The 16,223-nt window shown below is 73.1% G+C and carries 14 protein-coding genes; 5 read left to right on the top strand and 9 right to left on the bottom strand.

Features of this window, described 5'->3' with window-relative positions; all coding sequences use genetic code 11:
* The first annotated feature begins 49 nt into the window (after window positions 1–49).
* Window positions 50–1,153, top strand: a complete 1,104-nt coding sequence (gene amcB / locus ACSMXO_RS41665; protein WP_455419433.1) for a cyclophane-forming radical SAM peptide maturase AmcB — start codon at window positions 50–52, stop codon at window positions 1,151–1,153.
* Window positions 1,122–1,361, top strand: a complete 240-nt coding sequence (gene amcA, locus ACSMXO_RS41660; RefSeq protein WP_318399007.1) for a multiple cyclophane-containing RiPP AmcA — start codon at window positions 1,122–1,124, stop codon at window positions 1,359–1,361. Before amcB ends, amcA begins: the two co-directional genes overlap by 32 nt.
* Before the next feature lie 279 nt (window positions 1,362–1,640).
* Here the strand turns inward: amcA and ACSMXO_RS41655 are convergent, their stop codons facing one another.
* Together ACSMXO_RS41655 and ACSMXO_RS41650 are read right to left on the bottom strand one after the other, a co-directional pair.
* The gene (locus ACSMXO_RS41655; RefSeq protein WP_203867382.1) at window positions 1,641–1,856 is read right to left on the bottom strand and encodes a DUF3073 domain-containing protein; all 216 of its coding nucleotides are present in this window, start codon (window positions 1,854–1,856) and stop codon (window positions 1,641–1,643) included.
* A 344-nt stretch (window positions 1,857–2,200) separates the two neighbouring features.
* The gene (locus tag ACSMXO_RS41650) at window positions 2,201–3,283 is read right to left on the bottom strand and encodes a Glu/Leu/Phe/Val family dehydrogenase (protein ID WP_455416126.1); all 1,083 of its coding nucleotides are present in this window, start codon (window positions 3,281–3,283) and stop codon (window positions 2,201–2,203) included.
* A 197-nt stretch (window positions 3,284–3,480) separates the two neighbouring features.
* Between ACSMXO_RS41650 and ACSMXO_RS41645 the strand changes: the two genes are divergently transcribed.
* Together ACSMXO_RS41645 and ACSMXO_RS41640 are read left to right on the top strand one after the other, a co-directional pair.
* Entirely contained in the window at window positions 3,481–4,320 is an 840-nt protein-coding gene (locus tag ACSMXO_RS41645; protein ID WP_101368644.1) for a hypothetical protein, read from the top strand.
* A 265-nt stretch (window positions 4,321–4,585) separates the two neighbouring features.
* Window positions 4,586–4,795 (top strand): BldC family transcriptional regulator, encoded by a 210-nt coding sequence (locus ACSMXO_RS41640; protein WP_007073996.1) that lies wholly within the window; start codon window positions 4,586–4,588, stop codon window positions 4,793–4,795.
* Between the two features lie 79 nt (window positions 4,796–4,874).
* Here ACSMXO_RS41640 and ACSMXO_RS41635 read toward each other — a convergent pair whose 3' ends face one another.
* The 7 genes from ACSMXO_RS41635 to ACSMXO_RS41605 all read right to left on the bottom strand — a co-directional run bounded on the left by ACSMXO_RS41635 (window position 4,875) and on the right by ACSMXO_RS41605 (window position 15,603).
* A complete protein-coding gene (locus tag ACSMXO_RS41635) occupies window positions 4,875–5,588 on the bottom strand; it encodes an ABC transporter ATP-binding protein (RefSeq protein ID WP_346258025.1) in 714 nt (237 codons plus the stop codon).
* Between the two features lie 62 nt (window positions 5,589–5,650).
* Window positions 5,651–6,631: an ATP-binding cassette domain-containing protein gene (locus ACSMXO_RS41630; RefSeq protein WP_346258024.1), complete on the bottom strand. Its 981-nt coding sequence runs from the start codon at window positions 6,629–6,631 to the stop codon at window positions 5,651–5,653.
* 25 nt (window positions 6,632–6,656) lie between these two features.
* Complete coding sequence (locus tag ACSMXO_RS41625; protein ID WP_455416125.1) at window positions 6,657–9,437, bottom strand: FtsX-like permease family protein; 2,781 nt, start codon at window positions 9,435–9,437, stop codon at window positions 6,657–6,659.
* Window positions 9,434–12,643: an FtsX-like permease family protein gene (locus tag ACSMXO_RS41620; RefSeq protein WP_455416124.1), complete on the bottom strand. Its 3,210-nt coding sequence runs from the start codon at window positions 12,641–12,643 to the stop codon at window positions 9,434–9,436. The genes ACSMXO_RS41625 and ACSMXO_RS41620 overlap by 4 nt, the downstream gene beginning before the upstream one ends.
* Window positions 12,644–12,952: 309 nt before the next feature.
* The gene (locus ACSMXO_RS41615) at window positions 12,953–13,201 is read right to left on the bottom strand and encodes a hypothetical protein (RefSeq protein ID WP_318399012.1); all 249 of its coding nucleotides are present in this window, start codon (window positions 13,199–13,201) and stop codon (window positions 12,953–12,955) included.
* Between the two features lie 240 nt (window positions 13,202–13,441).
* Complete coding sequence (locus ACSMXO_RS41610; protein WP_346258021.1) at window positions 13,442–14,092, bottom strand: hypothetical protein; 651 nt, start codon at window positions 14,090–14,092, stop codon at window positions 13,442–13,444.
* Between the two features lie 140 nt (window positions 14,093–14,232).
* On the bottom strand, window positions 14,233–15,603 hold the full coding sequence (locus ACSMXO_RS41605; RefSeq protein ID WP_455416123.1) for an ABC transporter substrate-binding protein: 1,371 nt from the start codon (window positions 15,601–15,603) through the stop codon (window positions 14,233–14,235).
* Window positions 15,604–15,773: 170 nt separating this feature from the next.
* Here ACSMXO_RS41605 and ACSMXO_RS41600 point away from each other — a divergent pair, with 170 nt between their 5' ends.
* A complete protein-coding gene (locus ACSMXO_RS41600; protein ID WP_101368637.1) occupies window positions 15,774–16,163 on the top strand; it encodes a hypothetical protein in 390 nt (129 codons plus the stop codon).
* Window positions 16,164–16,223: the final 60 nt, after the last annotated feature.

Raw genomic sequence — 16,223 nt, 5'->3', positions numbered from 1 at the left:
GAGGCGGGGGAGGAGGGCCATGGCTGTCCGTGGACAGGAGTTTTCCGGCATGCGGGGGATCGCCGCGGTCCCCAGCTACGTGGTCATGCAGCCGACCACGCTCTGCAACCTCGACTGTGCGTACTGCTATCTCCCGTTGCGGGCGGCGGACCGCCGGATGACGGTACCGGTGGCGGCCGCGGTGGCCGGGCCGGTCAACGACTGGGCCCGGCACGGGCGGTTCTCGGTGGTCTGGCACGGGGGTGAGCCGCTCGCCGCCGGACGGGAGCATCTGGCGGCCCTGCTGGCGCCCTTCGACTCCTCGGTCGAGCACCACGTGCAGACCAACGCGACGCTGATCGACGACGCCTGGTGCGAGTTCTTCGCCGCGCACCGGATCCGGGTCAGCGTCAGCATCGACGGACCCCGGGACCGCAACCGGGAGCGGGTCGGCCGGGGCGGCCAACCGTCGTACGACCGGATCATGGCGGGCGTCGAGGCGCTGCGCCGGCACGGGATCCCGTACTCGGCGCTCTGTGTGGTGAGCCGGCCTGAGCCGGGGCTCGCCACCGAGCTGTACGACTACTTCCTCGACCTCGGCTGCGACGTGCTCGGGATCAACATCGAGGAGACCGAGGGGGTCAACACCCGGCGCAACGCCCATCCGGCCGAACTGGTCAGCGGCTTCTGGGCGGAACTGGTCGCCGCCTGGCGCCGGGATCCCCGGATCCACCTCCGGGAGATCGAGTGGTCGCTGCGGTACGCTGCGGCCGTCCTCGACGGGGCCGAGGACGACGTGCTGCCCCGCCAGCTCGACCCCATCCCGACCATCGGGTACGACGGCTCGGTGGTGCTGCTCTCCCCGGAGCTGGCCGGCTTCTCCGACCCGGACTACGGCGACTTCAGCAGTGGAAACGTCCTGGAAACCCCGTTGGGTGACATTCTCGCCACGGCGGCACAGACGCCGTGGGTGACGGAGTTCCTGACCGGCGTGGAGGCCTGCCGCGCCCGCTGCCCGTACTTCGGATTCTGCGGGGGTGGGCACGCCGCCAACCGCTACTTCGAGCACGGGCGTTTCGATGGTACGGAGACCGACCACTGCCGCAACAGCAAGATCCGTCTACTAGAGGGAGTGTTGGACCATGCCCGAGACCACGAGCCAACGGCCGCCTGAGCCCGTCGAGGCCGGACCGCACGATCCGCTGGCCGCCCGGGTGCTGGGTGCTCGGGCCGGGCTCACCACGCTGCTGCGGGAGGCGGCGGAGGCGCGACGGCTCCGGGCCGAGGTGGCGACCGGCGGGGACGGTGCGGCTGCGGTCTGCGCCTGGAACCACTTCGAGAACATCCCGACGTTCTACAACTGGAACAACCGCCCCCGCTGAGCCCGAGGACGGTCGATCCGCCCGAGCGTCCGGTTCCGTCCGCCGAGGGGTCGGACGTCCCGTGGTGCGGCGTACGACGGTACGCGGAGGGCGGTGGGGCTTTCCCGGTGTCGGGGAGGACGGGCCACGGCCAGCGGTAAGGACCTGCCGAGGGGTTGGAGACAGGCTCCGTCCCCGGCAGGTCCTTACCGGTTGGCGTCCCGATCGGCGGTACGGCCCGCAGGCACTCGGACACGCGTGAGCACGCGGTGTTACCGCGTGCTCAGATGTGACCGGAGGTCAGCGGGTTGACGCCCAGTTGCCCGGGTCGTCGTCCGCGTCGTGATCCTCGTCATCGTCGTCGACATACTCTTTGTAGTCGTCGTCGAAGTCGTGGTCCGACTTGCGGCTGCCGCCGAGTTCTCGCTGCAAGGCGGCGAGGTCGGTGTTCGGGGAGTGGTACTTCAACTCCCGGGCGACCTTAGTCTGCTTGGCCTTAGCACGGCCGCGCCCCATGGCTCGACCCCCTCGCACAGAATTCGGGGCAGCCCGAAGGCGGGCCCCGATGACGTCAGGCATCTCTCGTGGCTCTTACGGTACATGGGGATGCCCCGGTTCGGCACCTCGGGTTACCACCGCCCGTGCCCGCGCGTCGCGGGGACATCGACGGGCGGTCCCATGCTACTCAGTAAGGAGCGCCGGCCCGGCCTGGCCGTGACTTGTTTGGGGCCTCCAGCCCCATCAGTCCAGTACAGCGTACTTTCTGCCTGATTAACCGGCAATCGACCGGGCGTCCGTCCGGAGGTGGGCACCGAGCCGGTACCCGCATCGGCCCCACCCCCTCGCGGACGGCGGACCGGTCAGCGCAGGTGGATGGTGCGCAGCCGGCCGACCTCGGCCATCCGGCGCTCGGCGAGCCGGTCCGCGGCGACCGCCGGCGGCACTCCCTCGGCGTCGGCCAGCCGCAGGATCTCCCGGGTGGTGTCGAAGATCCGGGTGGCCCGCAGCTTGGCCCGCTCGAAGTTGAAGCCCTCGATCTCGTCGGCGACCTGGATCACCCCGCCGGCATTCACCACGTAGTCGGGGGCGTACAGCACGCCCCGGTCGGCGAGCAGCTTCTCGATGCCCGGGTGCGCGAGCTGGTTGTTGGCCGCGCCGACCACCACCGAGGCGCGCAGCGCCGGCACGGTGTCGTCGTCCAGGGCGCCGCCGAGGGCGCACGGGGCGTACACGTCGATGTCGGAGGTGATCAGGGCCTGGGTGTCGGCGACCACGTCGACCTGCGGGTAGGCCTGCCGGACCCAGGAGAGCGCCTGTTCGTTCACGTCGGTCGCCACCACCGAGGCGCCGTCGTCGATCAGGTGGCCGGTCAGGTGCTTGCCGACCTTGCCGAGCCCGGACACCCCGACCCGGCGCCCGGCCAGGGTCGGCGAGCCCCAGGTGTGCTCGGCGGCGGCCCGCATCCCCTGGAAGACGCCCCAGGCGGTCAGCACCGACGAGTCACCGGCTCCGCCGTGCTCGACGCTGCGGCCGGTCACGAAGCGGGTCTCCCGGGCCACCAGGTCCATGTCGGCGACGTAGGTGCCGACGTCGCAGGCGGTGTAGTAGCGGCCGTTCAACGACTCCACGAAGCGGCCGTACGCCCGCAGCAGTGGCTCGGTCTTGATCCGCTCCGGGTCGCCCCAGATGACCGCCTTGCCGCCGCCCAGGTCCAGCCCGGCGAGCGCGTTCTTGTACGCCATGCCACGGGACAGGTCGAGCACGTCGTGCAGCGCCTCGGCCTCGGTGGCGTACGGGTAGAACCGGGTGCCGCCGAGCGCCGGGCCGAGCGCGGTCGAGTAGATGGCGATGATCGCCTTGAGTCCGGTCTGCTTGTCCTGGCAGAACACGACCTGCTCGTGGCCGTCGGATTCCGGACCGTCGGTACTGGCGAATACGTCCATGTCTGGCTCCTGATCGCAGGTGGGCATCCTTGTGGGATGCGGGCGGGAGGGGGCTCCCGGTATGCCGGCGGGGGATGGTGCCGGCCTGCTCCGAGCCTAATCGCGATCGGCCTCAGGGTGGATCGCGGCCGGCGCGCCCGAGACTGATTGGAGATGCTGGAGACTCCGCCGCTCTCGTTTCGTGGGAGGATCGCGCCGTGCCGTCGCTCTTCGCTTCCTACCTGCGGGTGTACGAGCCGTTGACCGCCTTCGATCGGGACCGGCAGCTCTTCTGGCGTCGGTACGTCAAGGAGGGCAGGGCGGTGGCCCCTTTGGAGGGGCCGGTCCGGCAGCGGACGGCGGTGATCGAGGCGCTCGGTGCCGGCTGGACCCGGCTGCCCGACCTGCCCGAGGAGGCGTACGTCCTGGAGGCCGACGACACGCTGCTGGTCTGCCCCTGGAACCTGCGGGTGCGGGTCGCCGAGGCGGCGCTGAGCGCCCGGGACGGCGTGCCTCCGGTGCTGGCCGACGCGTTCGTCCCGCCGGTGTTGGCCGGCCAGGCGAAGGCCGTGGTGGAGGACTGGCGCAGCGGGGCCCGGGTGCTGGAGCACGGGGTGCCGAGGCTGCACGAGCAGATCGCCACCTGGGGTGTGCCGCTGCGCTGGTTCGTCTTCGTCGACCCGGAGGAGCGCGAGCTGACCACCCGGCCGGACCGGCGGGTGCTGCGCTACCGCACCGAGATCTCCAAGGCCCGGCGACGGGCCTCCCGGGGCCTGTCGGTGCTGCGCAAGTCGGTCGGGGACGCGCCGATCACCGAGGCCGTCGAGGAGGGGGCCCGGTGGCTGGAGGAGTTCCATCCCCGGTCGGTGGTGGAGCTGGACTACGGCGGGCTGGTCGACCTGCTCCCGGACGAGGCGCTGGCCGCGGACGACTCTCCGGAGCTGGTCGCGGCCGGGCTGGCCGGGCTGTCCCGGGGCGACGCGGAGGCGGCCACCGAGGCGTACGAGAAGCTCGTGGCGCGCTGGCGGGCGGTCCAGTTACTGGAGCGTTGCAATTAGCGAACAATGCGGCTCAGGGCCCATTGGGAGCGCGCACAGGTGAATGCCCCTCGTAATATCGACGTCACGAGGGGCAATCGGCCGTCCGGTTAAGTCTTTTTCTGGCATAAAAAAGGACCATATATCGGTCATTGTTCATCCGTCCATCCAGGGACCTTCGGCCGTTCGGCCCATGTCGGACATCGGGGACTAGCCGGACCATGGGAGACGCGTCGGCCGGCGGGACCCCGGCCGATGTCTATAGGCACCTGTGGAGGAGTGACCGATGGCATCGCGTACGCATGAACCTGAGCCGCTACTCACGCCGGCAGAGGTCGCGTCGATGTTCCGTGTCGACCCGAAGACCGTGACCCGGTGGGCTAAGGCGGGGAAGCTCAGCGCGATCAGAACGCTGGGCGGGCACCGCCGTTACCGCGAGTCGGAGGTTCGTGCCCTGCTGCAGGGCCAGATCCCCCAGCAGCGGCAGGGCGACTGAGACTCGAAACCGAACGTCGAAACAGGGGTGGGGCTCGTACGAGCGTACGAATCCCACCCCTGAATCGTGTCCGGGCGAGTCAGCTCCCGGTCAGCACCCCGTCTTGCCGCTCCGCCCCGTCCACCAGCCGGCCGTCGCGCAGCGTCAGGACCCGGTCCGCCAGGTCGATCAGGGTCGGATCGTGCGTGGCCACCAGCGCGGTCATCCCTCGGGCGTGCACCAGCGCGCGGAGCAGGTCCATGATCGAACGACCGGTCTCCGAGTCGAGCTGGCCGGTCGGCTCGTCCGCGATCAGCAGCGCCGGATCGTTCGCCAGTGCCCGGGCCACCGCGACCCGCTGCTGCTGGCCGCCGGAGAGCTCGTACGGGCGCTGTGCCGCCTGACCGCCCAGCCCGACCAGTTCGAGCAGCATCGTCACCCGCTCCTCCCGCTCCGCCCGGCGCCGCTTCGCCAGCCGTAGCGGCACCCCGACGTTCTCCGCCGCGGAGAGGATCGGGATCAGCCCGAAGGACTGGAAGACGAAGCCGATGGTGGAGCGGCGCAGCTCCAGCAGTTCGCTGCTCCCGGCGGCGGTGATCTCGTGCCCGGCGACGTGTATCCGCCCGTAGCTCGGCCGGTCCAAGCCGCCGATCAGGTTCAGCAGGGTGGTCTTGCCCGCGCCGGACCGGCCCCGGATCGCCACCAGTTCGCCCCGGGCGGCGCTGAACGAGACGTCCCGGACCGCGTGCACCACCCGGTCCCCGGCGGCGTAGTCCCGGCCGACCCCCTCGACCCGGACCAGTTCCTCCGCCATCCCGAGTCCTCTCCCGCCGTCTCCGTCCACTTCCGCTTCCCGGTGCCGCTGCACTGCGCCGGTCACGGCCGCGCACCGTCCCCGCCCGGCCGGACCTGCACGTGGTCCGGCTCCAGGTTGAGCCGGACCCGGTCGCGCAGGCTCAGCGCGTCCACGAAGGCGGCCGGCAACTGCATCCGGCCCGACCGGTCCAGCAGCGCGTACTCCTCGGTGACCAGCTCTTCCACCCCGTCGGCGCCGAGCCGGGTGGAGCGGCGTACCTCGGAGGCGGTCCGCCCGTCGCGGATCGCGACCGTCCGGCGGACCTGGGACGAGACGGCGTGGTCGTGCGTGACCACCACGATGGTGACGCCGAGTTCGGCGTTGATGGTGCGCAGCGCGCCGAAGACGTCGGCCGCGGTCGCCTCGTCCAGCTCACCGGTGGGCTCGTCGGCGAAGAGCACCTCCGGGTCGTTGGCCACCGCGACCGCCACCGCACAGCGCTGCTGCTCGCCGCCGCTCATCTGGTCCGGCCGCCGGTCGGCGCAGTAGCCGACGCCGACCATCTCCAGCAGCTCGGTCGCGCGTTCGCGGGCCGCCCGGCCGCGCAGCCCCCGGGCCAGCCGCATCGGCAGTTCCACGTTCTCCCGGGCGGTCAGGTACGGCAGCAGGTTGCGGGCGGTCTGCTGCCAGACGAAGCCGACGGTGTGCCGGCGGTACCGCAGCCGGCGCTTCGGCGACATCGTCAGCAGGTCGAAGTCGGCCACCCGGGCGATACCGGCGGTCGGCACGTCCAGCCCCGAGAGGATGTTGAGCACCGTCGACTTGCCCGAGCCGGAGGCGCCGACGATGGCGAGCAGCTCGCCCCGGTCGACCACCAGGTCAAGCCCCTGCAGCGCGACCACCTCCACGCCCTCGGTCTTGAAGATCCGGACCAGCCCGTCGCAGACGATGTGTCCCCGCAGCCGGTCCTCGCCGCCGGCCCGGGCCGCCGCCCGCTCCGCGGCCCTGCGCTGGAGTACGGCGAGATCGGGCACCGCAGCGGCAGTCGTCGGACTCGCCATCAGTCCTCGTCCCCTCTCCGAGCCATCAGTTCTCCTCTCCGAGCCGGAGCACCTCGCCGAGGCGCATCCGGCGGTTGATCAGATTCTCGACACCGAGGGCGGCGACCAGCGCCGCCACCACCAGCAGCAGTACGCCGACCACCAGCAGCGGATCCAGGTGGATCCGGGCCGGCAGGCCGCCGGTGAACCCGGACAGCCCCAGCGCCGGCCCGAGCAGCCGGGGCAGGGCCACCCCGACCAGCCCACCGGCCAGCACCGCGACGCCGAGCAGCGGCACCAACTCGTAGACGAGCAGCCCCCGGCCCTGCCGACCGGAGAGCCCCATGGTGCGCAGCCGGGACAGCATCCGGCCCCGCCCCGGCGCCTCGGCGAGTACGGCGAAACCGACCGCCAGCAGCGCCAACGCGGTCGCTCCGGCCACCCCGGTGCCGAAGGTGAAGCTGAGCAGCCGGTTCACGCCGCCGCGTTCCAACGCCTGCCGGTGTGCCGACCAGGTGGCGACACTGACCGGCGTCTGCGGGCGTACCTGCTCGACCGGCTGTGCCAGCACCTTCGCCAGGTACTCCCGCTGGGCGGTGTCGACCGTCGCGGTCAGCTCGGCGGTGGCGAAGCCGTCGCCGGCCACCAGGAACTGGTTGGACCGGATCGGCTGGAACTGCGGCACCGGCAGCGCCTGCCAGGGAAGTACGACGAACCGGCGGACGTCGGCCGCCAGCCCCGGGAAGCCGGACGCCACCCGGTCGACCCGGAACTCGTACCGCCGGCCCTGCACCTCGGTCACCGCACCGGCACCGACCGCCTCGGCCACCTCCGGCGAGACCAGCGCCGGCACCGGACCGTCGATCCGCCCCGGCGCGGCCAACCCGGCCGGCACGGTGACGTCGACGCCGCTCGCCGCCAGCACCCGGGCCAGCGACGGGCCGTCCACCACCAGTACCTGGGTCTGGCCGAGGTCGCGGCCGCCGAGCAGGTTCGGGGTGGGTGAGCGCAACGGCTGGCCCACCTCGACCGCCAGCGGGCTGACCGCACTCACTCCGGGCAGCGCGGCGAGCCGGTCGGCGGTGGCCTGGTCGGAGTAGGAGCCGATAACCCGGGCGTCGGCGCCGATCTCCTGGTCGGTGACCCGGTCCCGGGCCTCGGCGACGGTGCTGGTCACCACGCTGGTGAAGACGCCGGTGGCGATCGCGACGACGAGCACGGCCAGCGGCCCGACGGTCACCGGCGCGCCCCGGCCGGCCCGGGCCAGCCCGACGAACGGCACCACCGTACGGGCCCGGGCGGCGATCCGGCCCACCTGGCGCAGCGGCCACGGCACCAACCGCAGCGCCACCAGAGCGGCGGCCACGGCCAGCAGCACCGGCACCGAGACCAGGTACGGGTCGACCCCGCTGTCCTGGCTCAGCCCGCGCCGTTGCAGCAGTACCACGCCGAGCACCGCGAGCAGCAGCACGAAGAGTTCGGCGGTCAGCCGGCGTACCGACGGGCGGTGGCGCACCAGGTCCCGGCGCCGGCCCACGAAGCTCGCCCGGCGCTGGCTCAGCATCGCCAGCAGCGGAATCGCCAGGGTGGTGCCGACGGCCACCAGCGCGACCCCGAGCGGCTCGGCCCCGGCCGGGCGACCCGGCGCCAGCCGGCCGAGCAGCCAGCCGGCGAGTACCGCGACCGGCAGCACGCCGACGGTCTCCCGCAGGGTACGGGCACCGATCGCCACCGCCGCCGCCCCTCTGGCCCGGAGCAGGGTGAACTCCTCCCGGCGGCGCTGCACCGCCAGCCCGGCGGCGAGGGCGACCAGCCCGAGCAGGGTGGCCAGGATGCCGGCCTGCACCACGGCGAGCAGTGCCTGCACCGCGCGGAGCTGGCCGTCGAACCGGGTCAGGCCGCTGTCCAGGCCGGTGGCCAGCACCAGCCCACGCTCCGGCGGGGTACGCCGGGTCGCCGCGATCGCGGTCAGCACCTCCGGAATGTCCCCTGTGGTCATCCGCTCCTCGTCGACCCGGTAGCGCCACTCGTAGGTGAGCCCGAGCCGTCCACCGGCGGCGGTCATCCCGGACAGGTCGGTCAGCAGGGCGGCCCGGTGGGTGGTGCCGGCGGTCGGGTCCGGGCAGGGCACCTCGGCGATCCGGATCCCGTCCCAGGCGGGTGCGGCCGGGTCGATCGGGTCGTACAGCCCGACGATCCGGACCGGGACGGAGCCCTGGGCGAACCCCTTGCCGCTGAGCACGACGGTGGTGCCGACCCGCAGCCCGAGGATGCCGGCCGCCTCCCGGGACAGCGCCGCCTCGACCCCGTCCCGGGACGCCGGCCAGCGACCCTCGACGACCCGCAGCTCCCGTTCGACGTCGGCCTGGCCGCGCAGTTGCAGCTCCGGCCGGCAGCTTCCGCGCAGCGACGGCGCGTCGCCCGCCACGCCCAGGTCCTTCGGGCCGATCCGGCCGGCGAACCACTGCTGGCCGACCAGTGACGGCAGCGGCCCGGGCAGCTTCTGCCGGTACCGGTCGAGTTGGGCGGCGGCCAGGTGGGCGTCCGGGCTCTGGATCGCGTCCTGGTTGGCCGTGTAGGTGAGGTCGCGGACCTGGTACGGCAGTCCGCGTACGTCATGCCGCATCCCGTCGTCGGCGAACTCGTTCGCCAGCCGGGGCGCCCCGGTGACCAGCAGCGCGGCCACCAGCCCGAGTACGCCGAGCAGCCCCAGGTAGCCGGCGAAGATCCGGGCCCGGCGCAACGGCCCCGGCAGTCGAGCCCCGGACCGCCTCGGCACCGATCCACCCCGCACAGCGTCCTGCCCCTCCACGGTTCCCGCGTTCACCGGTCCTCCCCGATCCGCAGCTGGGCCGCGGCCAGCCGTTGCCGCATGGTGGCGGCGGTCAGCCCGCTCAGCGCGAGGGCGAGCAGCAGCAGTACGGCGGCGGTCCCGGTCGCGGGCAGCCAGGCGACGTCCAGCAGCGGCGCCGGTACCGGCCGCTGCGCCGACGGGGTGAGGACGACCAGCGGGGCCATCGTGGCCGCCACGCCGACTCCCACCCCCAGCCCGACCAGCACGCCGATGCCGGCGAGGAACGCCTGCTCGACCAGGAGCGATCGGGCCAGCAGCCGGGGGCCGGCGCCCAGGGTGTGCAGCACGGCCAGCTCGGTGACCCGGCGCCGGGCGGTGGCCCGGACGTCCACGGTGACGCCGACCGCAGCGAGCAGGATGGCGCCGAGCGCGGCGGCGAAGAGAGCGGCCCGGGCGCCTACGCCGTACGGGTCGTCGCCCGAGCGGCTGGCCACCTCCACCCGGTCGGCGACCTGGAGCCCGCCGAGCCCGGCCGCCGCCCGGGCCGCCTCGGCGTGCTGGCCGGGGCGGGTGGTCAGCCACCACTCCTCGGGCGCGGCGAGGATGCCCCGCTCGTGGAAGAGCGCCGTAGCAAGCGACGGCAGGTCGACCAGGAGCCCGGCCGACTCCGGTACCCCGGGCAGCGCGGCGACCGTACCGGTGATCCGGACGTCGACGGCTCCGCCGGCCAGCACCAGTACGGTCTGGTCGCCGACCCCCAGTCGCAGCGCCGCCAGCGCCTCCGGGGTGGCCACCACCGGCACCTGCCCCGGGCCGGGCGCGACGGTCACGGCGAACGAGATCAACGAGCTGACGCCCGCCCAGCCCCCCGACGGAGACGCCTGGTACTGGGCGGTCAGCCCGCGCGGTCCCGCCGTCGCCGGTCCGGTCTCGCCGGAGCGGTGCACCGCCTGCCACTGCCGGCCGTCGGCGACCGGCACGGCGGTCCCGGCGCCGCCGGCCGGGGCGGCGCGGAGGTCGGTGAGCTGCCAGTCGACGACGTACCCGGGAGGTCCGTGGGTGTCCACCGCGAAGCCGGCCAGTCTCGGCGGGGTGTCCCCGCTCGCCGGTAGCTGCACGCTGAACAGCAGCGGCTCGTCGTCGTAGCTCGCGCCGAGCGGGATCCGGAGGTGCCCGCCGTGCGGCTCGGTGAAGACGGCAGTGGTGCGGACCGGAACCCGGGCGGAGCCACCGGTGCCGGTGGTGGTGATTCGACCGGTCAGCCGAGTGGTTCCCGGCGGAAGCTCCACGACCGGGGCGGTCACCCGGGCCCCGGCCATCCCGGTGAAGAGCCCGGCGGCGTCGCCGTCGACCAGGTCGTCCCGGAGCCGGACGACCCGTCCGGCCTCGGCGGCGTCCAGCGCGACCATTCCGGCCGGCACGCCGTCGGTGCCGAGCCGGGGACTGTCCCGCCAGGCGGGCAGGACCAGTTCGGTGCCGGGCAGCTCGGCGAGCTGGCCGGCCCGGGCCGGCGGCGCGACCCCGCTCGACTCGACCAGCCGCAGGTCGGCGCCGACCTGGTGGTTGGCCTGGTCGGTCAGGGACCGTTCCGAGGTGGCGGCCAGGCACCAGGCGAGGGTGCCGACCGCCACCGCCAGGGCGAGCAGCAGCACCGGGCCGGCGTGCGGCCGGCGGCCGGCCTGCCACATCCCGAGCATGGTGCCGGTCCAGGACCTGCGGTCGACCCACCGCTCGGCGAGCCGGGCCATCGGAGGCAGGCCGCGCAGCGCGAGGACCGCGCCGGCGAGTACCCCCACCGTGGGGGTCGCGGCCAGCAGCGGGTCGATCCCGAGGGCGCCGTCCGGGCGGGAGCCGGCCAGCGGCGAGGAGTACTGCCGCAGTTGCAGCCAACCCAGCACCGCCAGGGCGACCAGCCCGACGTCCAGCCCGGCCCGCTGCGCGATCGTCCGCCGGCTCGGCCGGGACCGGCTGGCCAGCTCGCCGACGTAGCTGCCGCCGCGGCGCAGCGCCGGGCCGAGCATCGCCAGCGCGCAGCCGAGCGCGGCCAGTGCGGCGATCAGCCAGGTACGGGTGTCGAGCCGGGGATCCAGCCGCAGCGCGGCGGCGGCCAGCATCGGGGTACGGTCGGCCAGCCGGACCAGTTCGGTGGCGAGCACGGGCGAGATCACGGCGGCCGGCAGGACGACCAGCAACGCCTCCCGGGCGGCCAGCCCGGCCAACTGGCCCCGCCCGGCGCCCCGGGCCCGGAGCAGTGCCGCCTCGCCCCGGCGCTGTTCGGTGAGGAGCAGCGCGACCAGCAGCAGCGCGTACCCGCCGAGGACCACCACCAGCAGCATCGGGGTGACCAGCGCCGACCGGCCGACCAGCCCGGCCCGGTCCAGCCGCTGCATGAGCTGGTCGAGCTGCGTGGTGACCAGTCCGGAACTGCCGAGCCCGGTCTCGGCGGGCAGGCTGGCGCTGGTCTGGCTGGCGGCCTCACCCAGCCGGCCCAGCGAGGTCATCGTCACCCCGGACAGATCGGGTTCGACCAGCCAGCCGGCGGAGGCGTTGGCGATGAAGTGGTCGAGGAAGTCGGCCCGGTCGACGGCCAGCGGCCCGTACGTGGCGGACCCGGTCGCGACCCCGTCCGTCACCTCGGGCACGAGCCGCCAGTACGGGTCCCGGATGTCGCGCGGCTTCCAGACGCCGGTGACGGTCACCTCGGTGACCCGGTCGGTGACCCGGTCGGTGATCGGGATCCGGTCACCGACCCGGGCGCCGAGGATCTTCGCGACCGGCTCGGCGAGCGCGGCCTGCACCGGTCGCCGGCCGGGGCTCGGCCACGCGCCGTCGGTCAGCAGGGCGTGCCTCGGAAGGTCGTCGAGGAAGACCACCCGGGCGAAGACCAGGCCCTGGGCGTCCGGTACGGCATCTCCGGTGCGCCCGGCGAACTGCCGCCCGGCGGCGTAGCCCGCCCCGGAGATGTCGGCCGGTACTCCGCCGAAGCCGCCGGTGAACCGGGAGCGTACCGCCTCGTCCCGCTCGGCGAGGCTCTCCGGTGTGCTGCCGGCGGTGCCGCGTACCAGGATCGACCGCTCCTCCTGGGAGGCCGACGCGACCGCACGCTCGGTGCCGGAGTCGACCACCTCCCGGCTGTAGCCGGCGAGCCCGGTGAGCAGGGCGGTGGCGATCAGGGTCGCCCCGGTCGCCGCGAGGAGCAGACTCTTCGCACCCCGGGCGCGCCGAAACACCAGCCTCATCGTTCTGCTTCTCCCCCATGGGCGAGGCGGGCGGCGTCGGTCGTCGCCCCTCATGGCTGCGAAGCGCCCGAGGGCGAGCGAAAGGTTGGCGTACGGCGGAGTGAATTGCCTGACAGGCGACTTCGTGACCCGATCATGACGGAACTGAGATCGAGTTGTTGTGGATCACCACTGGCCCGGGCGGTGGCGGCACGGCACCGTCCGGGACGATTTCGGGTCCGACAAGGCCGTGGCGGCGGCTCTCCGGATCCGACGTACCCGGAGAGCCGCCGCCACGGCCACGATCGGCCTGGCGCCCGGCGGCGTCGGTCAGGTGGTCGGCGGAAGGCCGCCGTCCCCGTCCACCACCTCGTCCGGCTTGCCGTCCTCGTCGGCGTCGACCATGGTGATGTCGACTTTGCCGTCGCCGTCGGTGTCGAACTGGAAGAGGTCCGCCTTGCCGTCGCCGTCGGTGTCCACCACCCAGACGTCGGTCTTGCCGTCCTGGTTGGCGTCCGCCCGGAGCAGTTCGATCCGTTCGTCACCGCGGGTGTCGACGGTCTCCTGCGACTCGCTCATCTGTTGCCCTTCCGTCAGCTAGAAGTTCTGGCCACGCCGGAACCCTCGATCTGCGTGCCGCCCGGACACCCACGAGAAACTCCCCGACACGACTACCGCACTGTGCCACCTCGCACTACCCCTGTGGGGCCCCGACCATGCCGACCGGGGCACGGCGAGACCCGGGCACAGGCAGCCGAGCTGGACGGATCGGGCAGCACGACGGCCGCCGTACGCGTCCGGCGGCGTTCGCCGCCGCGATCAGTTCGTGACGTACGGGTTGGTCTGCCGGTCCTGGTAGTTGACCTGGTCGACGGTGCCGTCGTGATCGGTGTCCACCATCAGCCGGTCGGCCTGGCCGTCCTCGTCGGGGTCGACCCGGATCTCGTCCGGGCGCCCGTTGAAGTCGCTGTCGGTCATCCAGGTGTCCGGCCGGCCGTCGAAGTCGGCGTCCGCGACCACCCGGTCCACCACCCCGTCCCGGTTCGCGTCGGTGACCACCGAGTCGACCCGGCCGTCGCCGTCGTTGTCCTCCAGCACCTGGTCGACGTGGCCGTCCAGGTTGGAGTCCCGCTCGACGCTGTCCAGCCGGCCGTCCCAGTCGGTGTCCTGGTAGCGGACGTCGGCCACCCGGTCGCCGTTGACGTCGAACTCGAGCAGCTCGGCGTAGCCGTCGCCGTCGAGGTCGGTGGCGACCTCGGTGATGCCGCCCGCGTAGTGCGTCACCACGGAGGTGACCGGCGGGGGCTCCTCGGCGATCTCCGGCGGGTCCAGCCCGAGCGGGTCCGAGGAGAGCGGGTCCGAGCCGAGGTCCGCTGCCGGTCCGAGGCCCTGCTGGTCGTCGACGCCGGGCAGTTCGTGCTCCGGAAGGGCGTCGCCCAGCGCGCTGGGGTCGTCACCGTCGTAGCTCATGTCGTACCTCCCCGGTCTCCCTGTGCCCGGCGGGACCGCCGGACACACGGGTAACGCTAGGCCGACCAGCCCACCCGGCGACTCCCGGAAGTGTGCCACTCCCATCGGGTACCGGCGGACCGCCGCTCGGGCGGGTGAGGTTACTGCTGCTGGATGTGCACCCCGGCGGCGGCGAGCGCCTCGATGACCCTCGCCGACTCGCCGAAGCCGATCACCAGGATGGCGTCGGCGCCGAATTGCTTGATCTCCTGAGCGCCCTTGGTGAAGTCCACCGGCGGGGCGTCGGGGCCGTCCTTCACCTCGTAGTTGAACAGCCGTACCTGGTCCGAGCCGTGCCCGGCCCGCTCCAACTCGGCCCGGACGTTGCCCTGGAGCCCCTCGCCGTACGAGTCCTGCCGGGCCACCAGCGCGATCCGGCTCGGCCCGTCCCGCAGGATCATGTCGGCGAGCGCCCGCCCCTGGAGGATGTCCGACGGGGCGGTACGGAAGTAGAGCCCCTGGTCGTCCACGGTGCTGAGCCCGGCGTCGGTGTTGCTCGGCGAGAAGAGCACCAGCCCGGCCGCCATCACGTCCGGCAGTACCGCCCGGGAGATGCCGGAGGCGCCGGCCCCGATGATCACGTGCACCCCGGCGCGTACGTGCTGCGCCACGGTCGCCTTCGCGGTGTTCGGGTTGGTGCCGTCGTCGCCGTCGACCCAGACCACCGGCTTGCCGAGTACGCCCTCGGCGGCGTTGACCTCGTCGACGGCCAGCGCCACGGCCGCCGCCATCGGCGGATAGGCGAGCGCCAGGTCACCGGTGCGGGGCAGCAGGCCACCGAGCTTCAGCGGCGCGCCGCTGCTCTGCTCGACCGCCTTCGTCTGCCTCTTGCCGGCCGGCGGCTTCTTGACGCTGGCCGTGGACTCGTCACCGGCGCCGAGGAACTCGGTCTTGCCGTCGTCGAGCTGCTCGTCGCTGCCGAAGTGCAGGGTGGCGTAGCTCGCCGTGGAGGGCTCGCCGGCGTCGGTGAAGCCGCCCCGGCTCAGCGAGACGCCCCGGTAGGCGACGTCGGTGCCTTCCCGGGCGAGTTGCAGGCAGGCCGCGATCGAGTCGCAGCGCTCCCCGCCGGTGGTGACCCCGACGATCTGCCCGGCGATCTGGGCCGGCTCGGTCGAGCCGGCGAGCTGCGCCGCGATCGCGCTGATCGCGACGGCGTCGTACGACTCGGCGGCGTAGAGGAAGTCGGAGAGCTTCGGGTCCTTGCGCCGCAGCCGGTTCTTGAAGTCCTCGGAGAGCGGGGTGAGTGGCGTGGTGCCCTTCATGCCCTTGAGCAGACCGGTCTGCTGGTCGAACTCCGCCTTGAAGGAGTTCTGCATGTTGCCGTCCGTGCCGTACAGGCGGACCTGGGTCGGCCGGGACTGCTCGGCCTGTCCGGCCTCACCGTCGCCATCCGAACCGCAGCCAGCCAGCAGCAGCGCCGCACAGGCAGCGGCGGACAGTGCGGCGCGGCGGGTGCCGCGGAATACGAGCATGGGGTCGTCCTTCCTCCCCGGAGATCCGTTGCGCAGATTAGCGCGCCTGCTCCCGGCGTGCGCCCGCGGTCGACCGTCAGTTGGCGACCGAGGGGCTCTATCATCCTGGATAGGTATCGTTCATGCCGTTTGTCGGACGCTGCTTGACCTGGCGGCATACCCTTCCGCACGTGACGGACGTTCCGCAGGAGACGCTGGATGACGCCACCGCCGTGCTCACCTCCGCGCTGGCCGGTGACAGCGACGGCGTGGTCGGCACGTTCGACGCGGTGGTCGACCGGTCCGGCGTCGCCGGTGCGTACGAGGTGGCCTGGTGCCTCGCCGCCACGATGGTCGGCGACGGTGTGCCCCGGGGCGCGTGGACCCTCGACTTCCCCGGGATCGACGAGGCGGGTTACGACGCGCGCTGGGTGGCCCGGTTCGTCAGCGCGTACGCGAACGCCGACGGCGACACGGGTGCCGCACTCTTCGGCGCCGCACTCGCGGACGGGCAGTTGCCAGAATGCCTGCTCACCCTTGCCGGGTCGGCCGTCGCGACGTTGCGGCACCGCGCCGGATAGCTCTCTCATCGACGTCCATCTTTGCATGCTCCTCATCCGGTTTGTCCAGCGGGCAGCCGC

The sequence above is a fragment of the Plantactinospora sp. DSM 117369 genome, assembly GCF_053764795.1.
This window is presented reverse-complemented; position numbering and strand designations above follow the sequence as displayed.

Coding starts and splice junctions, on each gene's coding strand:
- ACSMXO_RS41615 (WP_318399012.1), bottom strand. CDS start 13,201: ATGAGCGAGTCGCAGGAGACCGTCGACACCCGCGGTGACGAACGGATC.
- amcA (WP_318399007.1), top strand. CDS start 1,122: ATGCCCGAGACCACGAGCCAACGGCCGCCTGAGCCCGTCGAGGCCGGA.
- ACSMXO_RS41650 (WP_455416126.1), bottom strand. CDS start 3,283: ATGGACGTATTCGCCAGTACCGACGGTCCGGAATCCGACGGCCACGAG.
- ACSMXO_RS41620 (WP_455416124.1), bottom strand. CDS start 12,643: ATGAGGCTGGTGTTTCGGCGCGCCCGGGGTGCGAAGAGTCTGCTCCTC.
- ACSMXO_RS41610 (WP_346258021.1), bottom strand. CDS start 14,092: ATGAGCTACGACGGTGACGACCCCAGCGCGCTGGGCGACGCCCTTCCG.
- ACSMXO_RS41605 (WP_455416123.1), bottom strand. CDS start 15,603: ATGCTCGTATTCCGCGGCACCCGCCGCGCCGCACTGTCCGCCGCTGCC.
- amcB (WP_455419433.1), top strand. CDS start 50: ATGCGGGGGATCGCCGCGGTCCCCAGCTACGTGGTCATGCAGCCGACC.
- ACSMXO_RS41630 (WP_346258024.1), bottom strand. CDS start 6,631: ATGGCGAGTCCGACGACTGCCGCTGCGGTGCCCGATCTCGCCGTACTC.
- ACSMXO_RS41640 (WP_007073996.1), top strand. CDS start 4,586: ATGGCATCGCGTACGCATGAACCTGAGCCGCTACTCACGCCGGCAGAG.
- ACSMXO_RS41635 (WP_346258025.1), bottom strand. CDS start 5,588: ATGGCGGAGGAACTGGTCCGGGTCGAGGGGGTCGGCCGGGACTACGCC.
- ACSMXO_RS41655 (WP_203867382.1), bottom strand. CDS start 1,856: ATGGGGCGCGGCCGTGCTAAGGCCAAGCAGACTAAGGTCGCCCGGGAG.